The organism is Cupriavidus sp. FW305-46, assembly GCF_058787075.1.
Genome location: NZ_JBYSZI010000003.1, coordinates 59,582 through 78,127 on the forward strand (window position 1 = coordinate 59,582; position 18,546 = coordinate 78,127).

Below are 18,546 nucleotides of genomic sequence, written 5' to 3' on the forward strand. Positions count from 1 at the left end.
GCACGCCATGCGTGCATGCCGCCCGCCCGAACTTGCGTTCGGCGCCACACACATCGGAGCAACACTCGCGTAAACGGCATTGGGCGATGGCACAAAGGTTGCCTAGTATGGAATCGTAAACCTGACCATTTGGTCAGGATTCCATCGGGAACCGAGGGTGCCATGTCCGACCATATCGTCCTGACCTCGCACGCACGCCGCGACAAGCCGGCCGAGCCTATCCACTGGGGCGCCCCCACGGCGGCCGAGCGCGGGCCGGTCATTGCCAGCCTGGCGAATCCGGCGCAGCGCAATGTGATCGGTACTCACGCAGGTGCCTACGCGATCTACCGGGCCCTGGCGGTTGCTGCGGGCGCATTGCAGCGCGACCATCGCACCGACCTGACCGATACCGCGCCGGCGGAGGCCATCGGCCCGCATCCGCAGTGGGGCGACCCGGAGAAAATTGTCTCGCTGGATCCCTGGGGCCACCTGGTTTCCACTGTGTTTGCCGACCGCATCGCGGCCGGCGTGGATATCCGCCCGACCATCGCCGTCACCCGCGCGCATATCAACATGCCGGAGCTGATGTCGGCCATCGCGGCCGGCCGGCTCAAGCCCGACGGCGACATCCTCCATGCCAACGGCGATGTGCGCGTGACCAAGGCTGCGGTCGATCCGGTCTGGTACCTGCCCGGGCTGGCGGCCCGTTTCGGCATCAAGGAAAGCGTGCTGCGCCGCAGCCTGTTCGAGCAGACCGGCGGCATGTTCCCGGAACTGGTGACGCGGCCGGACCTGAAGGTGTTCCTGCCGCCCATCGGCGGCATGACGCTGTATTTCTTCGGCGACGTGAGCCAGCTGGGCAAGCCCGAAACCCGCGTGGCCTGCCGCGTGCACGATGAATGCAACGGATCGGATGTGTTCGGGTCAGACATCTGTACCTGCCGGCCGTATCTGGCACATGGCATCGAGGTGTGCATCGAGATGGCGCAGCAGGGCGGTGTCGGGCTGGTGGTCTACAACCGCAAGGAGGGCCGCGCGCTGGGCGAGGTGACCAAGTTCCTGGTCTACAACGCACGCAAGCGGCAGGTGGGCGGCGACCGTGCCGAGACTTACTTTGCCCGCACCGAATGCGTGGCAGGCGTGCAGGACATGCGTTTCCAGGAGCTGATGCCGGATGTGTTCCACTGGTTGGGCATCCGCCGCATCGACCGCTGGGCGTCGATGAGCAACATGAAGCATGGCGCGCTGGTGGCGCAGGGCATCGAGGTGGTCGAGCAGGTGGCCATCCCCGAGACCCTGATTCCCGCCGACGCCCGTGTCGAGATCGATGCCAAGGTGGCCGCGGGCTACTTTACGCACTACACGCCGCCGGATGCGAACGAACTGGCCCTGGCAAAGGGCAGGGGGTTGAACGAATGACGATGTTTCCCGAGGATGGCAAGCCCGGCATGGACCGCCAGGGCACAGGTAACGAGATGCGGCCGGGTGCCGGCTGGCTGAGCCCGGTGCCGGAAGGGCATCCCGCTTCGGCGCTGCTGTGTGCCGAGGCGGTGCGCACGCATTGCGCGGCGGTCACCGAGCACGTGGCCAGCGGCGCGTCCGAACTTTTCACCTGGCATCCGGACCGCGTGCATGCCATTGCCGACTATGTCGCCAGCACCATCCGCCAGCGCTATCCGGACCTGCAGGTGCCGTACCACAGCCGCTGGCGCCATTTTGAAAGCGCCGGCGTCGACCAGCGCGCGGACCGCTGGCAGGTGCTGTGCGAGCGTGCCGCGCTGAGCGGGCCCGAGCACCGCGAGGAGCGCGCCCGCATCGGCATCGACCTGGTGATTCCAAGCGTGTTGCTCGATGCCGGTGCCGGCCCTGACTGGCGTTACCGCGATCCGGCCAGCGACCTGGTGCTGACGCGCTCGGAAGGGCTGGGCGTGGCCAGTTTCGACCTGTTCGCGCGCGGCGGCTTCTCGGCCGCGCCGGGCGATCCGCTGCGCGCGGACGCCGAGCGGCTGCAGCGCATCGATGCCGACAGCATCGCCCACGCCTTCCAGGTCGCGCAGCACAACCCGCTGGTGGGGCTGGAAGGCCGCGCCGGCCTGCTGCGCCGCCTGGGCGAGGTGATGGAGGCGACCCCGGCGCTGTTCGGCCGGCCGGCGCGGCTGGGCAACCTGTACGACTACCTGAAGGCGCATGCGGTCAACGGGCAGCTCGACGCCAGCTTCCTGCTGCGCACGCTGCTGGTCGGCCTGGGGCCGGTATGGCCGGGGCGGATCATTGTCGAAGGCGTGTCGCTGGGCGACTGCTGGCGGCATCCGGCCGCGCCGGGCGGGCTGGTGCCGTTCCACAAGCTCACGCAATGGCTGACCTATTCGCTGCTGGAGCCGCTGGAGGACGCCGGCCTGACCGTGACCGGGCTGGACGCGCTGACGGGCCTGCCCGAATATCGCAACGGCGGCCTGCTCTACGACTTCGAGCTGATGGTGCCGCGCGACCCCGGCTTTGCCGCCGTGCCGCATGCGGTGGATGAGCCCGTGATCGTCGAATGGCGCGCGCTGACCGTGACCGGCCTGGACCTGGTGGCCGACGGCGTGCGCCAGGCGCTTGGCTTGCAGGAAGAAAATTTCCCGCTGGCGCGCGTGCTCGAAGGCGGCACCTGGGCGGCGGGGCGCCGCATTGCCGCCAAGCGGCGCCCGGGTGGCGCGCCGCCGTTCGCCATCATCAGCGACGGCACCGTGTTCTGAGCACGTCGGCCGCCAGGCGGCCGACGTTGCCGGCAGGCATTGCATGTGAAACCTGGCATCAGGAGCGTCACCATGAACGACATGTCCGCTGTTCCCGCTGTTGACCCACTCGATGCCGATGCTGCCGGCCTGGCCGGCGTGCTGGTCGTCGACCACCCGCTGGTGCAGCACAAGGTCACCCTGGTGCGCAGCGAGGACACCACCACCGACAACTTCCGCCGGCTGGTGCGTGAAATCAGCCAGTTGCTGACCTACGAAGCCACGCGCGACCTGGCCATGGAGACGGTCGCCATCCGCACGCCGATCGCGCCGATGCAGTCGCGGGTGCTGTCGGGCAAGAAGCTGTGCCTGGTGTCGATCCTGCGCGCGGGCAACGGCTTTATCGACGGCATGCTGGAGCTGCTGCCGGCGGCGCGCGTCGGGCATATCGGCCTGTACCGCGACCCCGAGACGCTGGAGCCGATCGAGTACTACTTCAAGATGCCGGAAGACATCCAGGAGCGCATGGTGATCGTGGTGGACCCGATGCTGGCCACCGGCAACTCGGCCATCGCCGCGCTGAACCGCCTGAAAGAGGCCGGCGTCACCACCATGAAGTACGTGTGCCTGATCGCCTCGCGCCCGGGGCTGCGCGCGCTGCGCGCGGCGCACCCTGAGGTCGGCATCGTCACCGCGGCCATCGACGACACGCTCAACGAGCACGGCTATATCGTGCCCGGGCTGGGCGACGCCGGCGACCGCCTCTACGGCACGCGCTGATGGACACGCAGGCCAGCGCCGCGGCGCGGCGCCCGCTGCCCGCGTGCGATGCCCCGGGCGGGCGCATCCGGCAGGAGAACCAGGCCATGATCCTGCACGCGGCCGAGCATGTCTTTGCGCGCGCGGGCTTTGCCGGCGCCACCATGGCCGAGATCGCGGTGCGTGCCGGGGTGCCCAAGTCCAACCTGCATTACTACTTCCGCACCAAGCAGGCGTTGTACCGTGCCGTGCTGGCGCATACGCTGCAGCTGTGGCTGTCGGAGACCGACATCATCCGCGCCGAGCTGCCACCGCAGGTGGCGCTGGAACAATACATCCGCGCCAAGATGCGGCTGTCGGCCAGTCATCCGGATGCGTCGCGCGTATTTGCCAATGAACTGCTGCACGGCGCGCATGAGATCGGCGAGGTCCTGCGGCAGGTGCTGCGCGAACTGGTGTCGCGCAAGGCCGCGGTGGTGCAGCAGTGGATCGACCGCGGCCAGATGGCGCCGGTCGACCCCCAGCACCTGTTCTTCACGATCTGGGCGGCCACGCAGACCTATGCGGATTTCGAGTCGCAGGTATGCGCGGTGCTCGGCGTCAGCCAGCTGGAGCAGCAGGACTATGCGCAGGCCACCGAGCACCTGGTGGCGCTGCTGCTGCGCGGCTGCGGACTCGACCCCGAGCCCGCAGCACGCGACCGGCGCGCATGACGCCGTGGCGCCGGAGCCGGCGCCGTGAGAACATCGCCGTGCCTCCTGCCTGAGAGACCTCCATGCTCGACCTGATCCTGCGGCACTGCAACCTGCCCGACGGGCGCACCGACATCGATATCGGCATTGCCGCGGGCCGCATCGCCGCGGTTGAGCCGGCACTGGCCGCGCGCGCCGCCGACGAGATCGATGCGGCCGGCCTTCTGGTGACGCCGCCGTTCGTCGATGCGCACTTCCATATGGACGCCACGCTGTCGTACGGGCTGCCGCGCGTGAACCAGTCGGGCACGCTGCTCGAAGGCATCGCGCTGTGGGGCGAGCTCAAGCCGATGCTGACGCAGGAAGCGCTGGTCGAGCGCGCGCTGGCCTATTGCGACTGGGCGGTGGCGCGCGGGCTGCTGGCGATCCGCTCGCATGTGGACGTGTGCGATCCGCGGCTGCTGGCGGTGGAGGCGCTGCTGCACGTGCGCGAGCGCGTGCGCCCCTACCTGGACCTGCAGCTGGTGGCGTTTCCGCAGGACGGCGTGCTGCGCGCGCCCGGCGCGCTGGACAACCTGAAGCGCGCGCTGGACATGGGCGTCGACGTGGTCGGCGGGATCCCGCATTTCGAGCGCACCATGGCGCAGGGCGCCGAATCGGTGCGGCTGTTGTGCGAGCTGGCGGCGGACCGCGGCCTGCGTGTCGACATGCACTGCGACGAGAGCGACGACCCGCTGTCGCGCCATATCGAGACGCTGGCCAGCGAGACCGTGCGGCTCGGCCTGCAGGGCAGGGTGGCGGGCTCGCACCTGACCTCGATGCATTCGATGGACAACTACTACGTGTCCAAGCTGCTTCCGCTGATGCGCGAGGCCGGCGTGGCGGCGATCGCCAATCCGCTGATCAACATCACGCTGCAGGGGCGGCACGATACCTATCCCCGGCGCCGCGGCATGACGCGCGTGCCGGAGTTGCTGGCGGCCGGCGTGCCGGTGGCGTTCGGCCACGATTGCGTGATGGATCCGTGGTACAGCCTGGGCTCCGGCGACATGCTGGAAGTGGCGCACATGGGGCTGCACGTTGCGCAGATGACCGGGCAGGAGGCCATGCGCGCCTGCTTCGCCGCGGTGACCGCCACGCCCGCGCAGATCCTGGGGCTGGATGGCTACGGCGTGGCGCCTGGCTGCCGCGCCGACCTGGTGCTGCTGCAGGCGCGCGACCCGGTGGAGGCAATCCGCCTGCGCGCCACGCGGCTGCGGGTGCTGCGTGCCGGCAAGACCATCGCCAGCATGCCCCCTGCGATGGCCGCGCTGGACCTGCCTGGCCGGCCGGCGCAGGTGGATTTCCTGCGGCGCGGCGGCGGGCAATAAGAATCACAAATTTTTTGTGTCAGGGTGTTGACAGTTCCTGACGCGCTCGGCATAATTTCGTTCTTCGCATCGCAGCAGCAATGCAGCGAAACGAAGCCCAGATGGCGGAATTGGTAGACGCACTAGGTTCAGGTCCTAGCGGTGGCAACACTGTGGAGGTTCGAGTCCTCTTCTGGGCACCAATATTTGGAAAGGCTCGCGCAAGCGAGCCTTTCTTCGTTTCAGCCCGGCCTGAATGATCGAGTCCTTTCCGGGCGCCGCCATTCGATACCGAAGCAGCGGCCTCGGTTATCTGGAAATAACCCGCAGCGATGCGGGTTTTTTTTCGTCCTTCGTTTTCCGTGCTGGTTCCACGGTCGGCCTGGTTCAGCCGGTTGCCACCCCTTCCTCACGCTGTGCCTCGCGCACGCAATTGCGCCCTTCGGCCTTGGCGCGGTACATGGCAGCGTCGGCCGCGCCGAACAGCCGCTGCCAGTGACGCTCGCCGCCGCGCCCGATGGCCACGCCGAAGCTGGCGGTGACGCACAGCTGGGTGCTGCCCGACAGGTAGACCGGGCGCGACGCGATTTCCGCGCGCAGGGTTTCGGCCAGCGCGGCGGCCTCGCCCGGCCTGCCGTGCGACAGCAGCAGCGCGAACTCCTCGCCGCCGAAGCGTGCCAGCACGCCTTCGGGCGGCACCAGCGCGCGCATCATCGCAGCGATGTCGCGCAGCACCTGGTCGCCGGCGGCATGGCCATGGCGGTCGTTGATCTGCTTGAAGCGGTCCACGTCGATCAGCACCAGGCTGGCGCTGTCGTGTGCCGCGTACTGCGCGGCCACCAGCTCCAGCGCGCGCCGGTTCAGCAGCCCGGTCAGGCTGTCGGTGCGCGCCTGGTGTTCCAGTTGTTCGGTCAGCGAGGCGCGCTCGCGCAGCTTGCGGCGCAGGATCTCGATGGCATCGAACAGGCGCCGCATCTCCGCCGCGGGCCTGGCGGACGCCGCTGGCGCAGCGTAGTGCGGGTGGTCGCGCGCCTCGGCCAGGCCGATCACTTCGTCGCCGGCGCGCAGCAGCGGCAGGAACACCGAGCGCTGCATGAACACCAGCACGTAGCCCAGCACGGCAAGGATCAGCGCCGACGTGCCGCACGCGGCCGTCAGTTCGCGCAGCGCCTGCGCGCGCGTCGCGGTGAAATGCGCGACCACCTCGTCCAGGAATACGCTGCGCAGCCGCTCCAGCGGCTCCAGCGTGCGCACATAGCGGTTGGTCAGCTCCGTCGGCGTCATCGAGTAATGGCCCGACACGCGGCCCTGCGCAAGCAGGCTGTCGATCATCGACAGGCCCTGGCCGAAAAACTGGTGGCCGGCGTCGGCGTATGCCTGCTCCAGCGCGGGCACGGCGCCGAACATGTTGTGCGCCGGCCCCGCCAGCTGCCATAGCTCCAGCAGCCGGCCGCGCGAGCGCGTGGCATCCACCAGGCTCTGCACCGGCATCGGCTGGCGCGCCGCCACGGGCGCCATGATCTGCGAGGCGATGCGCCCGCCATACTCGCGCAGGTCGCCCAGCATTCTGCCGGTCAGCGCCGGCGCCGCCAGGCCGTCGTCGCAGGCGGACAGTTCGCGCACCTGCCAGGCGATGGCCGGCTGCAGCGCGTCCACGACCTCGAACATGCTTTCGATGGCATGGCGGATCTCGTCCATGTCACGGTCCTGGCGCGGGCGCCCGGCGAGTTCGTCGATCTCGGCCCGCGCCCGCGCCAGGCGTTCGCGCACGCGCTCGACCATCAGCGGCGGCAGGTGGTGGTTGTGCAGGCCGAAGGGTGCCGGCGGCGGCGCGGCCAGGCGCGCCAGCGCGGCATCGCTGCGGGCGCGGAAGGCTTGCAGGCGTTCGCGCGCGGGAGTGTTGGGCGAGGGTGGCTCTCCCAGCACGCTGTTGGCCGGTCCGCGTTCCGCGGACAGCACGTTGGCGGCCTCGAGCAGCTCGCGGTACGCCGAGATGTCATACAGGTTCTGCCGCGCCGAGGTGAAGTCGCCATACGAGCGGGCCATCACCAGCGCGGCGAGCACCAGGGTGCAGAGCCCGCCGACCGCCGTGGCGATCGCCAGCTTGCGCTTCAGGCTGCGGCTGCGTCCGGCCGGCGGTGCCATGCCCCCGGGTTCGGACTCATGCCGGCGCGCACGTTGCCACAAGGCCATAAGGTTTGCTCCCGGCGGCAGCTTGCCGGGCGATGTCTGCAAGATTTGTCATTACCGCCATTATTGACGAAAAGGCGCAGCGGCCAGGCCGAATTTGCTCACTGACAGGGTCGTACGGGGCGCGCGCGGCCGAACATTACCGGCTAACGCTGGCAGGGCATTTGACCTATGCTCAAGCTCATCGGGCAGGCACATATAACGTCCGAAGGTGGTTGCCATGACTACGGTCTTGTCATCGAGAGAAAGGGAGGCGGGGACTTGCCCCGGGTGGCACGCATGTGCCGCGCACCACGGCATGGTCCTGCATCACCTGCAGTACAGCGTCATCCTGGCCATGCTGATGTGTGCACTGGCCCATGCAGATGACGCCGTTCCGGAAAGCCAGGGCGTCTCCGGCTGGGACCAGCCGCTGCAGGCGCAAGCCGGGCAGCCCGCAATGGCCGACGTGCCCGATCTGCTGGTTGCCGACACCGCTGCTCCTGCCTGGTCCGCCACGCCCGCCGAGCCCGTCACCGTCGAGTATGCCGCGCCGTCGCAGTCGTCCCCATCCGCGTTAACGCTCGCCTTAGGCCCCGGGCCCGATGACGATGCTCCCGGCCTTGCCGCGGTCGACCGTGAAACTGCCGCCATGGCCGAACGCCCGCGCCGGGTGTCGCTGCACCTGGACGACATCACCAGCGCAGGCGGTTTTGCCGACAGTCGCGTGCGCACCATGGCGCTGGCGGTCGATGCCGTGGTGCCGCGCGCAGGCGGGCTGACCATCCAGCCGCGCTTGCAGCTGGCCTACCAGCCTGGCATGTCCCCCGTCTCCGGCATGCCGATGCAAGCCATGCCCGGCGACGCCAGCGCCGCCGGTATCGGCGTGCGCCTGTACGGCGCGCAGCCGACGCGGCTGGCCGGCATCTATCCCTTTGTCGAGGCAGACTGGTGGCAGGACAGCCGCAAGCAGGTCATCAACATCAACGGCACCAAGATCGATGCCGACCTGCTGCGCGGACTGTTCTCCTTCAACATCGGCGCGCATGGCAATACGTCGACCGGCATGAAGCTGTGGTTCAAGGTGAGGGCGGGGCGCAACCCGGGCGGAACGGTCGGGGCGCGCTATCGGTGGTAGTGGGGAGGGTGGCGCCAGATGCGAGCGCCGCAATGAAAAAAGGGCTTCCGTTTCCGGAAGCCCTTTTTCTTTCTGCATAGGTGGCGCGGCTGGCAGGATTCGAACCCACGACCCCTTGGTTCGTAGCCAAGTACTCTATCCAACTGAGCTACAGCCGCACACGAGAGGCGCCATTGTAGCGCAATTTCTGGTTTGCGCAAGCCCCCCGCCAAAAATCTTCAAGTGGCCCCGATGCCCGCGCCCGGTGTTACGCCGCGGCGTTCGACCAGATGCCGTCCGTTTCCTGCGCCTTGCCGTCATCGCGCAGCTTGAGCAGGTGCGCCAGCAGCGATCGCTGCGCAACCGGATGCATGCGCGGCGGCACATCGTCGTAGACGCGCAGCAGCAGCTCGCCGATCGGTGCCGGACCCAGTTCGCGCAGCGCGGCAGCGACCTTGGCCTCGCGCTGCAGCCGGTGCCGGACCAGGATGCGGATGGCGTCCTGCGGGCGCGCGATCAGGAAGCCATGGCCCGGCGCCAGCCAGTCGAGGTCTTCGTCCTGCAGCGCTGCGAGCGAGTCCAGGTAGGCGCGCATGTCGCCATCGGGCGGGCCGATGACGACGGTCGAGCCCTGCATCACGTGGTCGCCGGTGAAGAGTGTCTTTTCTTCTTCCAGCAGGTAGCAGAGATGGTTCGAGGCGTGGCCCGGTGTGTGGCACACGCGCAGGGTGCAGTCCTCGGTGATGGCAAGGCGCTCGCCGTGGTCCAGTTCGCGCTGTGGCTCGAAGCTGAGGTCCTGCCACTGGCCGGCTGGCGCGGCACGCCCGAGCACCGTGGCGCCGGTGGCGGCCTGCAGCGCGGCGGCAGCGGGCGAGTGGTCCAGGTGGGTATGCGTGGCGAGGATCCAGCGGATCGGGCCGGGTGCGGCAGCAAGGATGGCGCGCACATGCTCGCCATCGTCGGGGCCCGGATCGATCACGGCCCATTCATTGCGCGCACCGCCGCCTACCAGGTAGGTGTTGGTGCCCGGGCCCGTCATCACGCTGCCGTTGTTGGCGGTCACGCGCCAGACGCGCTCGGACAGCCGTACCGGCACGCCCGGTGCCAGCTCATAACGGCCGTGCGTGTTGCCGTCGGGATCGATGCGGCCGATCTCGGCGTAGCACGGCTCGTTGGGCATCACCGGGCGCACGCCGGCTGCGCCGGTGGCCAGCCGCGGCATGATGCAGGCAATGCCGCGCAACTGCGAGTAATAGGCGAAGCAGGCCGCGGCGCTTTCAAACTGCGCGATCGAGCTCAGCGTGCGGCGCGTGACGTGCATCAGCGGCAGGCCGCTGGCGGGATCGGCGGCCTCGCCGGGGCGGACCCAGCGGTGCTCCACGATCTCGGTGCCGTCGGGCACGGCCATCTGGCCTTCGGGGGCGATGGCGACAAAGAAGCGGGTATCGAAACGCTTGGGCAGGCCGGGCGGCGTCAGCCAGTAGCTGTGATAGGCGAGCCGGTCGGCCGCCAGGTGCAGGCCCAGTTGCTCGCAAGCGTGGGCCAGGCCGGGGCCGCCGCGCTGCACTGCCTCGCGCAGCAGCGCCTGGCGGGCGGCGTCGAGCTGGTGCGGCGAATGCGGGCGCCCGTCGCGGTCGCAGGCAAACAGCAGGCCGGCCTCTTCATAGCATTCGCGCAAGGCGGCCAGGTAGAAGTCCAGGCCGCTGGCCGGCAGGCCCAGGCGTTCGCTGGCAAGGGCGTCGTCCAGGCCGTGGGCATGCGCGTGCAGGGCTTTGTCCTGCGCGTCGAGCGTGCCGCCAGGGAAGACGTAGGCGCCGCTGCTGCGGTCGTTGGCGCGTTCGACGCGGCGTACCAGCAGCACTTCCATGCCGGCCGGCGCATCGCGCACGACGAGCAGGCTGGCGGCGGTGCGCAGCAGGGGGGCAGGGGTGGCAGGGCGGTTGCCGCTTGTCTCTGTGGTTGTCATTGTGTCGGCATCATGGTTGTGCTGGCGGCACGCACCTGGCCGGAACCCGGGGCGCTGCCGCGTGCCATAGTTTAGCCGCGTTCAAGGATTCGCTATCGGCGGGGCATTGCCCGGCTGCCCGGGCGCGCCGGCTTTGGCTTTTCCGGCCAGAGGCAGTAACCTGATAGCTCCGCTTCACTTTTTGGGGTGCCCGTTGCCGGCGCCCTCCTTCTGAGGAGGTCCGCGTGATCCGAGCTTCTTGCCTGTGCCTGCCGCTGGTGTGCCTGCTGGCCGCCTGCGAAACGCCGCCGCAGATGGCACCGCGCCCGGTGCCCCCGGCCACCACCCGCATCACCGTCGATCCACAAGCCGCATCCAGGGCCGCGTCCACGGCCTGCGAGCCGGCCGTGGCGGAAGCCCTCAAGCGCCGCTACCCGCAGCCTGGCAGCGTGATGCTGATGGCCGACCGCGAGCAGTACTACCTGCGCCCCAATGCGCAAACCTCGGTCAATGGCGAAGGCGTGTTCGAGCCTGACGACAGTTCGTCGGCGATCGGCTTCCACTATGCCTGCCTGTACAACGCGCGGACGGGCAAGGTCGATGATGTGCAGATGCGCTATTGATCCTGCCGATCTGCCGCATTGCATGGCCTGCGTAGAAAATTCCAGGTCTCATTCAATAATTGTTGCGCGAAACGAATGTAATCGCGCGTCCCCATTTCCTTGACCAACCGGTCGACCGGCCTTTAGCATAGCCACGCGTATTTGCGAAGTTCGCATATAGAACTGTAGTTCTAATAGCGTAACTTTGGCCGAAACTGGAGACAAGGAAGCTATGAGCAAGATTGCCGGGTTCTTCACCGAACTCATGCGCCGGTACCTGCCGGATCCCTTCGTATTTGCCATCGGCCTGACCTTGCTGACGATGGCGCTGGCGGTGACGGTGCAAGGGCAGGCAGCGCCGGCCGTGATCGCCAGCTGGGGCAAGGGGTTCTGGAACCTGCTGGCATTTACCACGCAGATGGCGGTGATCCTGGCGATGGGCTACGTGCTGGCCACCGCGCCGTTCACTGACCGCATGCTCGACCGCATCGTCAGCGCCGTGCACTCGCCGCGCACCGCGGTGATCGTCGCCACGCTGGTGGGCGGCATCGGCAGCTACCTGAACTGGGGCTTCGGGCTGGTGATCGGCGGCATCATCGCCAGGAAGCTGGCGCTGAAGGTCCGTGGCGTGCATTACCCGCTCATCATCGCCGCCGCGTACAGCGGCTTCACCCTGTACGGGCTGGGCCTGTCGGCCAGCATCCCGGTGCTGATCTCCACCCCGGGCCACCCGATGGAAAAGCTGATGGGCGTGATCCCGCTGTCTGAAACCATCTTCTCCACGCCGATGCTGCTGACCAGCCTGGCGGTGATCGTCACGCTGCCGCTGCTCAATGCCTGGCTGCATCCGCGCAACCCGGCCGATGTGGTGGAGATCCGCCGCGACCAGGAACCCGCCAAGGCCGAGGCCGGCTCGGCCCACAGCATGGGCGGCGAGAACACCCTGGCCGCGCGCCTGAACAACAGCCGTATCCTGAGCCTGGCCATCGGCCTGTGCGGCATGGCCTACGCGGTCATCTACTTCACGCAGGGCGGCTCGCTCGACCTGAACCTGATCAACTTCCTGATCCTGTTCGCGGGCGTGCTGCTGCTGGGCACGCCGGTCAACTACGTGGCCAAGCTGAACGAAGGCATCAAGACCATTTCCGGCATCATCCTGCAGTATCCGTTCTATGCAGGCATCATGGCGATCATGGCCGGCTCGGGGCTGGTGGATACCATCTCGCGCGTGTTCGTGGAGATCGCCACACCGCAGACGCTGCCGTTCTGGGGGCTGCTCAGCTCGTTCGTGATCAACTTCTTCGCGCCGTCGGGCGGCGGCCACTGGATGATCCAGGGCCCGTTCATGGTCGATGCGGCCAAGGCCATCAACAGCTCGGTCAGCCAGACCTCGATGTCGGTGATGCTCGGCAATGCCTGGAACGACCTGGTGCAGCCGTTCTGGATATTGCCGGCGCTGGCGCTGTCCAGGCTGAACCTGAAGGACGTGATGGGCTACACCGTGATCATGATGTTCTGGGTGGGCCTGATCTACATTGCCGCGCTGCTGCTGTGGGGCGCGCAGATTGCCTGACATTGACCCGCGGCCAGCGCGCCGCTGACAGGAGGACTGCCATGCCGTACCTGATCGAAACCGTCGACAAGCCCAATCTCCAGCACGTGCGCCAGGCCACCCGCGCCAGCCACCTGGATTACCTGGAAGCCAACAAGGCGCTGCTGCTGGCTTGCGGCGCCAAGCTCAACGACGATGGCTCGGATGCCGGCGGCGGCATCTATATCGTCGATGTCGACACCCGCGACGCGGCACGGCAATTCATCGACGCCGATCCGTTCACCGAGGCGGGTTTGTTTGCCGAGGTGCGCATCGTGCGCTGGCGCAAGGCCTATCTCGACGGCGTGCGCCATCTTTGACGAGGCAGCCCGCGCTGCCTCCATCCCACCGTACCCCCAGACAAGGAGACCCCATGTTGTTCATGGCCGAAATGACCGTCAAGATTCCCGCATCGCTCGATCCACAACTGGTGGAGCAGCTCAAGGCCGACGAGAAGGCCATGTCGCAGCGCCTGCAGCGCGAAGGCAAGTGGCGCCACCTGTGGCGCGTGGTGGGCCAGTACGCCAACGTCAGCATCTTCGATGTCGGCGACAACGACGAACTGCACACGCTGCTGACCACGCTGCCGCTGTACCCGTACATGGAGATCAAGGTCACGCCGCTGGCGCAACACGGTTCGGCCATCGCGCCGAACTGAGCGCCCGCCACCCAGCCCCCTGATCCTGAGCCAAACGCCATGCCATACGCCGACCTCGCCAACGTCCGACTGCATTACCGCCTCGATGGCGCCGAGCACTTGCCGGTGCTGGTGCTGTCCAATTCGCTGGGCACCAGCTTCAGCATGTGGGAGCCGCAGGTGGCGGCCTTCAGCCAGCACTTCCGCGTGCTGCGCTATGACACGCGCGGCCATGGCGAGTCGTCGGTGCCGGCGGGTCCGTACAGCATCGCGCAGCTCGGCGGCGACGTGATCGCGCTGCTCGATCACCTTGGCATCGGCCAGGCCAGTTTCTGCGGTTTGTCGATGGGTGGCATCACTGGCATGTGGCTGGCCCTGAACCATGGCCCGCGCCTGCGCAAGCTGGTGTTGTGCAATACCGCCGCCTATATCGGCCCGCCGGAGAACTGGACCAACCGCGCCGCTGCGGTCGGGCGCGACGGCGTGGCATCGATCGCGGCCGCGGTGGTCGACAAATGGCTCACCCCGCCGTACGCGGCCGCGCATCCGGGGCTGGTGGCATCGCTGCGCGCCATGCTCGGGGCCACCCCGGCCGCGGGCTATGCGGCCAACTGCCTGGCCGTGCGCGATGCCGACCTGCGCGCGCAAATCGAAAGGATCGCCACGCCGACGCTGGTCGTCGCGGGTTCAGGCGACCTGCCCACGCCGCCGCGCGATGGCGTGTTCCTGGCGCAGACGATCCCGGGCGCCCACTATGTCGAGCTGGAGGCCGCACATATCTCCAACCTGGAGCAGGCCGACGCGTTCAGCAAGGTGGTGCTGGATTTCCTGACGCGCTGAGGCTTTGAGGCGGAAAAGCCCACCCATGCGTGCGGTTTTCATCACCCCTGATAGTGCTTTATGATTCACCCCTGACCGATGCCGCCGGCGTTCGGTGCGCTTGCCCTCGCTTCCCGGCTTCAGAGGAATTGACAGGTCACCGGCGCGCGGGACAAGATGCGCACGGAATAGATGCGCCTTCGGGACGACATGCCGGCAGTCATAGCCGCAACACCCGAAAAGCCGCAAAAACATTGGGAAAACGGGGTCATGAAGCCATCCTTGCGTCAACTGGCGAGCGCGGTCACGCTCGCCGTCATGCTGTCCGGCTGTGCGTCCGCGCCGGATCACGGAACCAGCCCGGCAGTCGCCGAGCAACCGCCGTCGGACCAGGCCATGAAGGCCTTGTCCGCCGAGGTCTTCACCTTCGCCTATCCGATGGTGCTGATGGACGTGACGCGCGAGCTGATGACGCTGCGCACGCCGGTCAATACCTTCCACCACAAGCGCACCTTCCCCGACGCCAGCTTCACCGACGTGGTCAGCCCCAACGCCGACACGCTGTATTCGTCGGCCTGGCTCGACCTGTCCAGGGAGCCGGTCATCCTGTCGGTGCCCGATACGCACGGGCGCTACTACCTGATGCCGCTGATGGATGCGTGGACCAATGTGTTCGCGTCGCCGGGCAAGCGCACCACCGGCACCCGCCGCGGCAACTTCGCCATCACCGGGCCTGACTGGCGTGGCACGCTGCCCAAGGGCATGCAGGAGATCCGCTCGCCCACGTCGATGGTCTGGCTGATCGGCCGTACGCAGGCCAATGGCAAGCATGACTTCCCGGCGGTGCACCGGCTGCAGGACCAGTACCGGCTGACGCCGCTGTCGGCCTGGGGTGGCGGGCGGCGCGTGCCGGAGAAGGCCGCGCCGCGGCCCACGGCCATCGACCCTGAAAGCTCGCCCGTTGAGCAGGTGGCCGCAATGGATGCACAGGCCTTCTTCACGCGCTTTGCCGCCTTGCTGCCGGCCAATCCGCCGGCGCCCGCTGATGCCGCCATGGTGGACAAGCTCCGCCGCATGGGCATCACCCCGGGGGTGCCGTTCAAGACCACGGTGATGGAGCCCTCCACCGCGCGCGCGGTGCAGGAGGGAGCCACCGCTGCGCTGGCGGCGATCGTGCAGGGTGCGCGCAAGGGCAATGCCGATGCCGGCAACGGCTGGGTCATGCATCGCGACCTGGGCACCTATGGCACCAGCTACGGCCGCCGCGCGGTGACCGCGTGGGTGGGCCTGGGTGCCAACCTGCCCGAAGACGCGATCTATGCCTCCACCCGCACGGATGCCAACGGCAAGCCGCTGCAGGGCGGGGCGCGCTATGTGCTGCATTTCGACAAGGACCAGTTGCCGCCGGCGCGCGCGTTCTGGTCGCTGACGCTGTACAACGACCGGCAGGCGTTCATTCCCAACCCGATCCAGCGCTACGCCGTGGGCAGCCGCGACCGCCTGCGCTACAACCGCGACGGCTCGCTCGATATCTATATCCAGCACGAGCGCCCGGCCGGCGCCAAGGCAGCGAACTGGCTGCCGGCGCCGCCCGATGGCCTGAACATGATGCTGCGCGCGTACTGGCCGGAGCAGGTGCTGCTGGACGGCACCTGGATGCCGCCGGCGGTGATGCAGGTGGACTGACGAGGCCGCGAGCAAGGACAAGGGCCGCATGCCTGCCAGGGCATGCGGCCTTTGTCATTTCCTGCCAGCGCAATTGCCGCTGCGCCGTCTCAGTGCGCGTGCGTGGCGCAAGCCGTGCAGGCGCCGCTGGCGTGGGGCACTGCCGCACCGATGGCGCCTGCAGGCTTGCTGACGCGCTTCCATGTCGTTGCGCCTCGCGCCGACAGCCGTGCGCGCAGCGCGCGGGCCGCGCTGACCATATTGGCCAGCGCTGCTTCGGTCTCCTCCCAGCCGCGCGTCTTCAGGCCGCAGTCCGGGTTGACCCACAGCCGCTGCGGCGGCACCACCTCGCAGGCGCGGTCGAGCAGCCGCTCCATGGCCTGCACCGACGGCACGCGCGGCGAGTGGATGTCGTAGACGCCCGGCCCGATCTCGTTCGGGTAGTCGAAGTCGCCGAAGCCTTCCAGCAGTTCCATTGCCGAGCGCGAGGTCTCGATGGTGATCACGTCCGCGTCCATGGCCGCGATGGCGGGCAGGATATCGTTGAACTCGGCATAGCACATATGCGTGTGGATCTGGGTCTGGTCCTGCACGCCGCTGGCCGACAGGCGGAAGGCGGTGACGGCCCAGTCCAGGTAGGCATCCCAGTCGGCACGGCGCAGCGGCAGGCCTTCGCGCAGCGCGGGTTCGTCGATCTGGATCACGCGGATGCCGGCCTGCTCCAGGTCGCACACTTCGTCGCGGATGGCCAGGGCCAGCTGGCGCGCGGTGGTGGCACGTGGCTGGTCGTCGCGCACGAAGGACCACTGCAGCATGGTGATGGGGCCGGTGAGCATCCCCTTCATCGGCCGCTCGGTCAGCGATTGCGCATAGCGGGCGGTATCGACCGTCATCGGCTCGGGCCGGTACACGTCGCCGTAGATCACCGGCGGCTTGACGCAGCGCGAGCCATAGCTCTGCACCCAGCCGTTCTCGGTAAAGCCGTAGCCGCACAGTTGCTCGCCGAAGTACTCGACCATGTCGTTGCGCTCGGCTTCGCCGTGCACCAGCACGTCCAGGCCCAGTGCTTCCTGCTTGCGCACGGCCACGGCGATCTCGGCACGGATGCGCTCCAGGTATTCGAGCGCGCCGATCTCGCCGCGCTTGAACGCGGCGCGGGTCTGGCGGATGGCGGCGGTCTGCGGGAACGAGCCGATCGTGGTGGTCGGCAACAGCGGCAGCTGCAGCGCCTGGCGCTGGCGCTCGATGCGCTCGGCAAAGGGGCTGGCGCGGTCGGCCATGCCGGAGCTCACGGCTGCCAGCCGCTGCTGCACCCGCGGGTTGACCACCCGGCGCGAGGCGCGGCGCGAGGCCTGCGCGGCGTCGGATGCTGCCAGCGCTTCGGCGACCACGGCGTCGCCTTGATTCAACGCGCGGGCCAGCACGGACAGCTCGTCGAGCTTTTCGGTGGCGAAGGCGAGCCACGACTTCAGCTCGGCATCGAGGCGCACTTCATGCGCGAGCGACACCGGCACATGCAGCAGCGAGCACGACGGTGCCAGCCACAGGCGCTCGCCCAGCGCGGCCTGCACCGGGCGCAGCGTGTCCAGCACGCGGCGCAGGTCGGTGCGCCAGATATTGCGGCCGTCGATCACGCCCAGCGACAGCACGGCGTGCGCGGGCAGCGCGGCCTGCCATGCGGCCAGTTGTTCCGGCGCCCGCACCAGGTCGATATGGAAGCCATCGACCGGCAGGGCGGCGGCGCGCTGCGCATGGTCGGCGGCGGTGTCGAAATAGGTGGCCAGCAGCAGCTTGGGGCCGGCTTCGCGCAAGGCAGCGTAGGCGGTGTCGAATGCGTCGAGCCAGGCCGGCTCCAGGTCCAGGCACAAGGCCGGCTCGTCGATCTGCACCCATTCGATGCCGCGCGCCTTGAGCTGGCCAAGGATGCGGCGATAGCCCTGCAGCAGTTGCGGCAGCAGGGTCAGGCGGTCGAAGCCCGCCACATGGCTCTTGGACAGCCACAGGTAGGTGACCGGCCCGATCAGCACCGGGCGGGCGCGCAGGCCAAGCGCCAGCGCCTCATCGGCTTCCTCGAAGAACCAGGCCGGGCCGCCGTCGAAAGTGGTCTCGGCGTCCAGCTCGGGGACCAGGTAGTGGTAGTTGGTGTCGAACCACTTGGTCATTTCCATGGCCGGCTGCTCGCGGTTGCCGCGTGCCAGCTCGAAGTACTGCGTCAGCGTGAGCCGGGCCGGATCGAAGCCGAAGCGGCGCGGCAGCGCGCCCAGCAGCGCGGTCAGGCTCAGCATCTGGTCGTAGTAGGCGAAGTCGCCGGTGGCGACCGTGTCCAGGCCGCGGTCGGCCTGCAGCTGCCAGTGGCGGCGGCGCAGTTGCGCGGCCACGTCGCGCAGCTCGGCTTCGGTGCGATCGCCGCGCCAGAACGCTTCTTGCGCAAATTTCAGTTCGCGGCGTTCGCCGATGCGGGGAAAGCCGAGGATATGGGTGCGTGCCATGGAGGTTGCTCCG

Annotated in this window: 15 protein-coding genes and 2 tRNA genes; 13 read left to right on the forward strand and 4 right to left on the reverse strand. The window is 68.3% G+C overall.

Translation table 11 applies throughout. The features are described from left to right. Positions 1 to 162: 162 nt before the first annotated feature. From AC3WON_RS02245 to AC3WON_RS02270, 6 genes are all read left to right on the forward strand, one after another. Positions 163 to 1,401, forward strand: a complete 1,239-nt coding sequence (locus tag AC3WON_RS02245) for a GTP cyclohydrolase II (protein WP_010814581.1) — start codon at positions 163 to 165, stop codon at positions 1,399 to 1,401. Beyond that, positions 1,398 to 2,720, forward strand: a complete 1,323-nt coding sequence (locus AC3WON_RS02250; RefSeq protein ID WP_492351038.1) for a URC4/urg3 family protein — start codon at positions 1,398 to 1,400, stop codon at positions 2,718 to 2,720. Before AC3WON_RS02245 ends, AC3WON_RS02250 begins: the two co-directional genes overlap by 4 nt. A gap of 72 nt (positions 2,721 to 2,792) precedes the next feature. Next, positions 2,793 to 3,479, forward strand: coding sequence for a uracil phosphoribosyltransferase (upp, locus tag AC3WON_RS02255; protein ID WP_492316868.1), 687 nt, complete (start codon positions 2,793 to 2,795; stop codon positions 3,477 to 3,479). Further along, positions 3,479 to 4,171, forward strand: coding sequence for a TetR/AcrR family transcriptional regulator (locus tag AC3WON_RS02260; RefSeq protein ID WP_492351039.1), 693 nt, complete (start codon positions 3,479 to 3,481; stop codon positions 4,169 to 4,171). The genes upp and AC3WON_RS02260 overlap by 1 nt, the downstream gene beginning before the upstream one ends. A 62-nt stretch (positions 4,172 to 4,233) precedes the next feature. Then, positions 4,234 to 5,520, forward strand: a complete 1,287-nt coding sequence (locus AC3WON_RS02265) for an amidohydrolase family protein (protein WP_492351040.1) — start codon at positions 4,234 to 4,236, stop codon at positions 5,518 to 5,520. Positions 5,521 to 5,615: 95 nt separating this feature from the next. Further along, a tRNA-Leu gene (locus AC3WON_RS02270) sits at positions 5,616 to 5,702 on the forward strand. Between the two features lie 184 nt (positions 5,703 to 5,886). Here the strand turns inward: AC3WON_RS02270 and AC3WON_RS02275 are convergent. Then, on the reverse strand, positions 5,887 to 7,692 hold the full coding sequence (locus AC3WON_RS02275) for a GGDEF domain-containing protein (RefSeq protein ID WP_492351041.1): 1,806 nt from the start codon (positions 7,690 to 7,692) through the stop codon (positions 5,887 to 5,889). Between the two features lie 217 nt (positions 7,693 to 7,909). Between AC3WON_RS02275 and AC3WON_RS02280 the strand changes: the two genes are divergently transcribed. Then, positions 7,910 to 8,806, forward strand: a complete 897-nt coding sequence (locus AC3WON_RS02280; protein WP_492316872.1) for a hydrolase — start codon at positions 7,910 to 7,912, stop codon at positions 8,804 to 8,806. 81 nt (positions 8,807 to 8,887) lie between these two features. Here AC3WON_RS02280 and AC3WON_RS02285 read toward each other — a convergent pair. Continuing rightward, positions 8,888 to 8,964 (reverse strand) — tRNA-Arg (locus AC3WON_RS02285). Positions 8,965 to 9,053: 89 nt separating this feature from the next. Continuing rightward, a complete protein-coding gene (locus tag AC3WON_RS02290) occupies positions 9,054 to 10,751 on the reverse strand; it encodes an MBL fold metallo-hydrolase (RefSeq protein ID WP_492351042.1) in 1,698 nt (565 codons plus the stop codon). 224 nt (positions 10,752 to 10,975) lie between these two features. Between AC3WON_RS02290 and AC3WON_RS02295 the strand changes: the two genes are divergently transcribed. The 6 genes from AC3WON_RS02295 to AC3WON_RS02320 all read left to right on the forward strand — a co-directional run bounded on the left by AC3WON_RS02295 (position 10,976) and on the right by AC3WON_RS02320 (position 16,065). Beyond that, positions 10,976 to 11,353: a hypothetical protein gene (locus AC3WON_RS02295; RefSeq protein ID WP_035815245.1), complete on the forward strand. Its 378-nt coding sequence runs from the start codon at positions 10,976 to 10,978 to the stop codon at positions 11,351 to 11,353. Between the two features lie 211 nt (positions 11,354 to 11,564). After that, the gene (locus tag AC3WON_RS02300) at positions 11,565 to 12,905 is read left to right on the forward strand and encodes a short-chain fatty acid transporter (RefSeq protein WP_011617321.1); all 1,341 of its coding nucleotides are present in this window, start codon (positions 11,565 to 11,567) and stop codon (positions 12,903 to 12,905) included. A gap of 41 nt (positions 12,906 to 12,946) precedes the next feature. Beyond that, positions 12,947 to 13,243: a YciI family protein gene (locus AC3WON_RS02305; RefSeq protein WP_492351043.1), complete on the forward strand. Its 297-nt coding sequence runs from the start codon at positions 12,947 to 12,949 to the stop codon at positions 13,241 to 13,243. Positions 13,244 to 13,296: 53 nt separating this feature from the next. Next, positions 13,297 to 13,581, forward strand: coding sequence for a muconolactone Delta-isomerase (gene catC / locus AC3WON_RS02310; protein WP_013953231.1), 285 nt, complete (start codon positions 13,297 to 13,299; stop codon positions 13,579 to 13,581). Between the two features lie 39 nt (positions 13,582 to 13,620). Then, entirely contained in the window at positions 13,621 to 14,400 is a 780-nt protein-coding gene (gene pcaD, locus AC3WON_RS02315; RefSeq protein WP_492351044.1) for a 3-oxoadipate enol-lactonase, read from the forward strand. Positions 14,401 to 14,649: 249 nt separating this feature from the next. Next, positions 14,650 to 16,065: a DUF1254 domain-containing protein gene (locus tag AC3WON_RS02320; protein ID WP_492351045.1), complete on the forward strand. Its 1,416-nt coding sequence runs from the start codon at positions 14,650 to 14,652 to the stop codon at positions 16,063 to 16,065. Positions 16,066 to 16,154: 89 nt separating this feature from the next. On the opposite strand, the gene metE is transcribed toward AC3WON_RS02320, so the two are convergent. After that, the gene (metE, locus tag AC3WON_RS02325; protein ID WP_492351046.1) at positions 16,155 to 18,533 is read right to left on the reverse strand and encodes a 5-methyltetrahydropteroyltriglutamate--homocysteine S-methyltransferase; all 2,379 of its coding nucleotides are present in this window, start codon (positions 18,531 to 18,533) and stop codon (positions 16,155 to 16,157) included. Between the last annotated feature and the right edge of the window lie 13 nt (positions 18,534 to 18,546).

What these genes read in the sequence shown, in the direction of transcription:
- pcaD (WP_492351044.1), top strand. Translation starts at nt 13,621, where the DNA reads ATGCCATACGCCGACCTCGCCAACGTCCGACTGCATTACCGCCTCGAT.
- AC3WON_RS02260 (WP_492351039.1), top strand. Translation starts at nt 3,479, where the DNA reads ATGGACACGCAGGCCAGCGCCGCGGCGCGGCGCCCGCTGCCCGCGTGC.
- AC3WON_RS02300 (WP_011617321.1), top strand. Translation starts at nt 11,565, where the DNA reads ATGAGCAAGATTGCCGGGTTCTTCACCGAACTCATGCGCCGGTACCTG.
- AC3WON_RS02305 (WP_492351043.1), top strand. Translation starts at nt 12,947, where the DNA reads ATGCCGTACCTGATCGAAACCGTCGACAAGCCCAATCTCCAGCACGTG.
- catC (WP_013953231.1), top strand. Translation starts at nt 13,297, where the DNA reads ATGTTGTTCATGGCCGAAATGACCGTCAAGATTCCCGCATCGCTCGAT.
- AC3WON_RS02265 (WP_492351040.1), top strand. Translation starts at nt 4,234, where the DNA reads ATGCTCGACCTGATCCTGCGGCACTGCAACCTGCCCGACGGGCGCACC.
- AC3WON_RS02275 (WP_492351041.1), bottom strand. Translation starts at nt 7,692, where the DNA reads ATGGCCTTGTGGCAACGTGCGCGCCGGCATGAGTCCGAACCCGGGGGC.
- AC3WON_RS02290 (WP_492351042.1), bottom strand. Translation starts at nt 10,751, where the DNA reads ATGACAACCACAGAGACAAGCGGCAACCGCCCTGCCACCCCTGCCCCC.
- AC3WON_RS02250 (WP_492351038.1), top strand. Translation starts at nt 1,398, where the DNA reads ATGACGATGTTTCCCGAGGATGGCAAGCCCGGCATGGACCGCCAGGGC.
- AC3WON_RS02320 (WP_492351045.1), top strand. Translation starts at nt 14,650, where the DNA reads ATGAAGCCATCCTTGCGTCAACTGGCGAGCGCGGTCACGCTCGCCGTC.
- upp (WP_492316868.1), top strand. Translation starts at nt 2,793, where the DNA reads ATGAACGACATGTCCGCTGTTCCCGCTGTTGACCCACTCGATGCCGAT.
- metE (WP_492351046.1), bottom strand. Translation starts at nt 18,533, where the DNA reads ATGGCACGCACCCATATCCTCGGCTTTCCCCGCATCGGCGAACGCCGC.
- AC3WON_RS02280 (WP_492316872.1), top strand. Translation starts at nt 7,910, where the DNA reads ATGACTACGGTCTTGTCATCGAGAGAAAGGGAGGCGGGGACTTGCCCC.
- AC3WON_RS02245 (WP_010814581.1), top strand. Translation starts at nt 163, where the DNA reads ATGTCCGACCATATCGTCCTGACCTCGCACGCACGCCGCGACAAGCCG.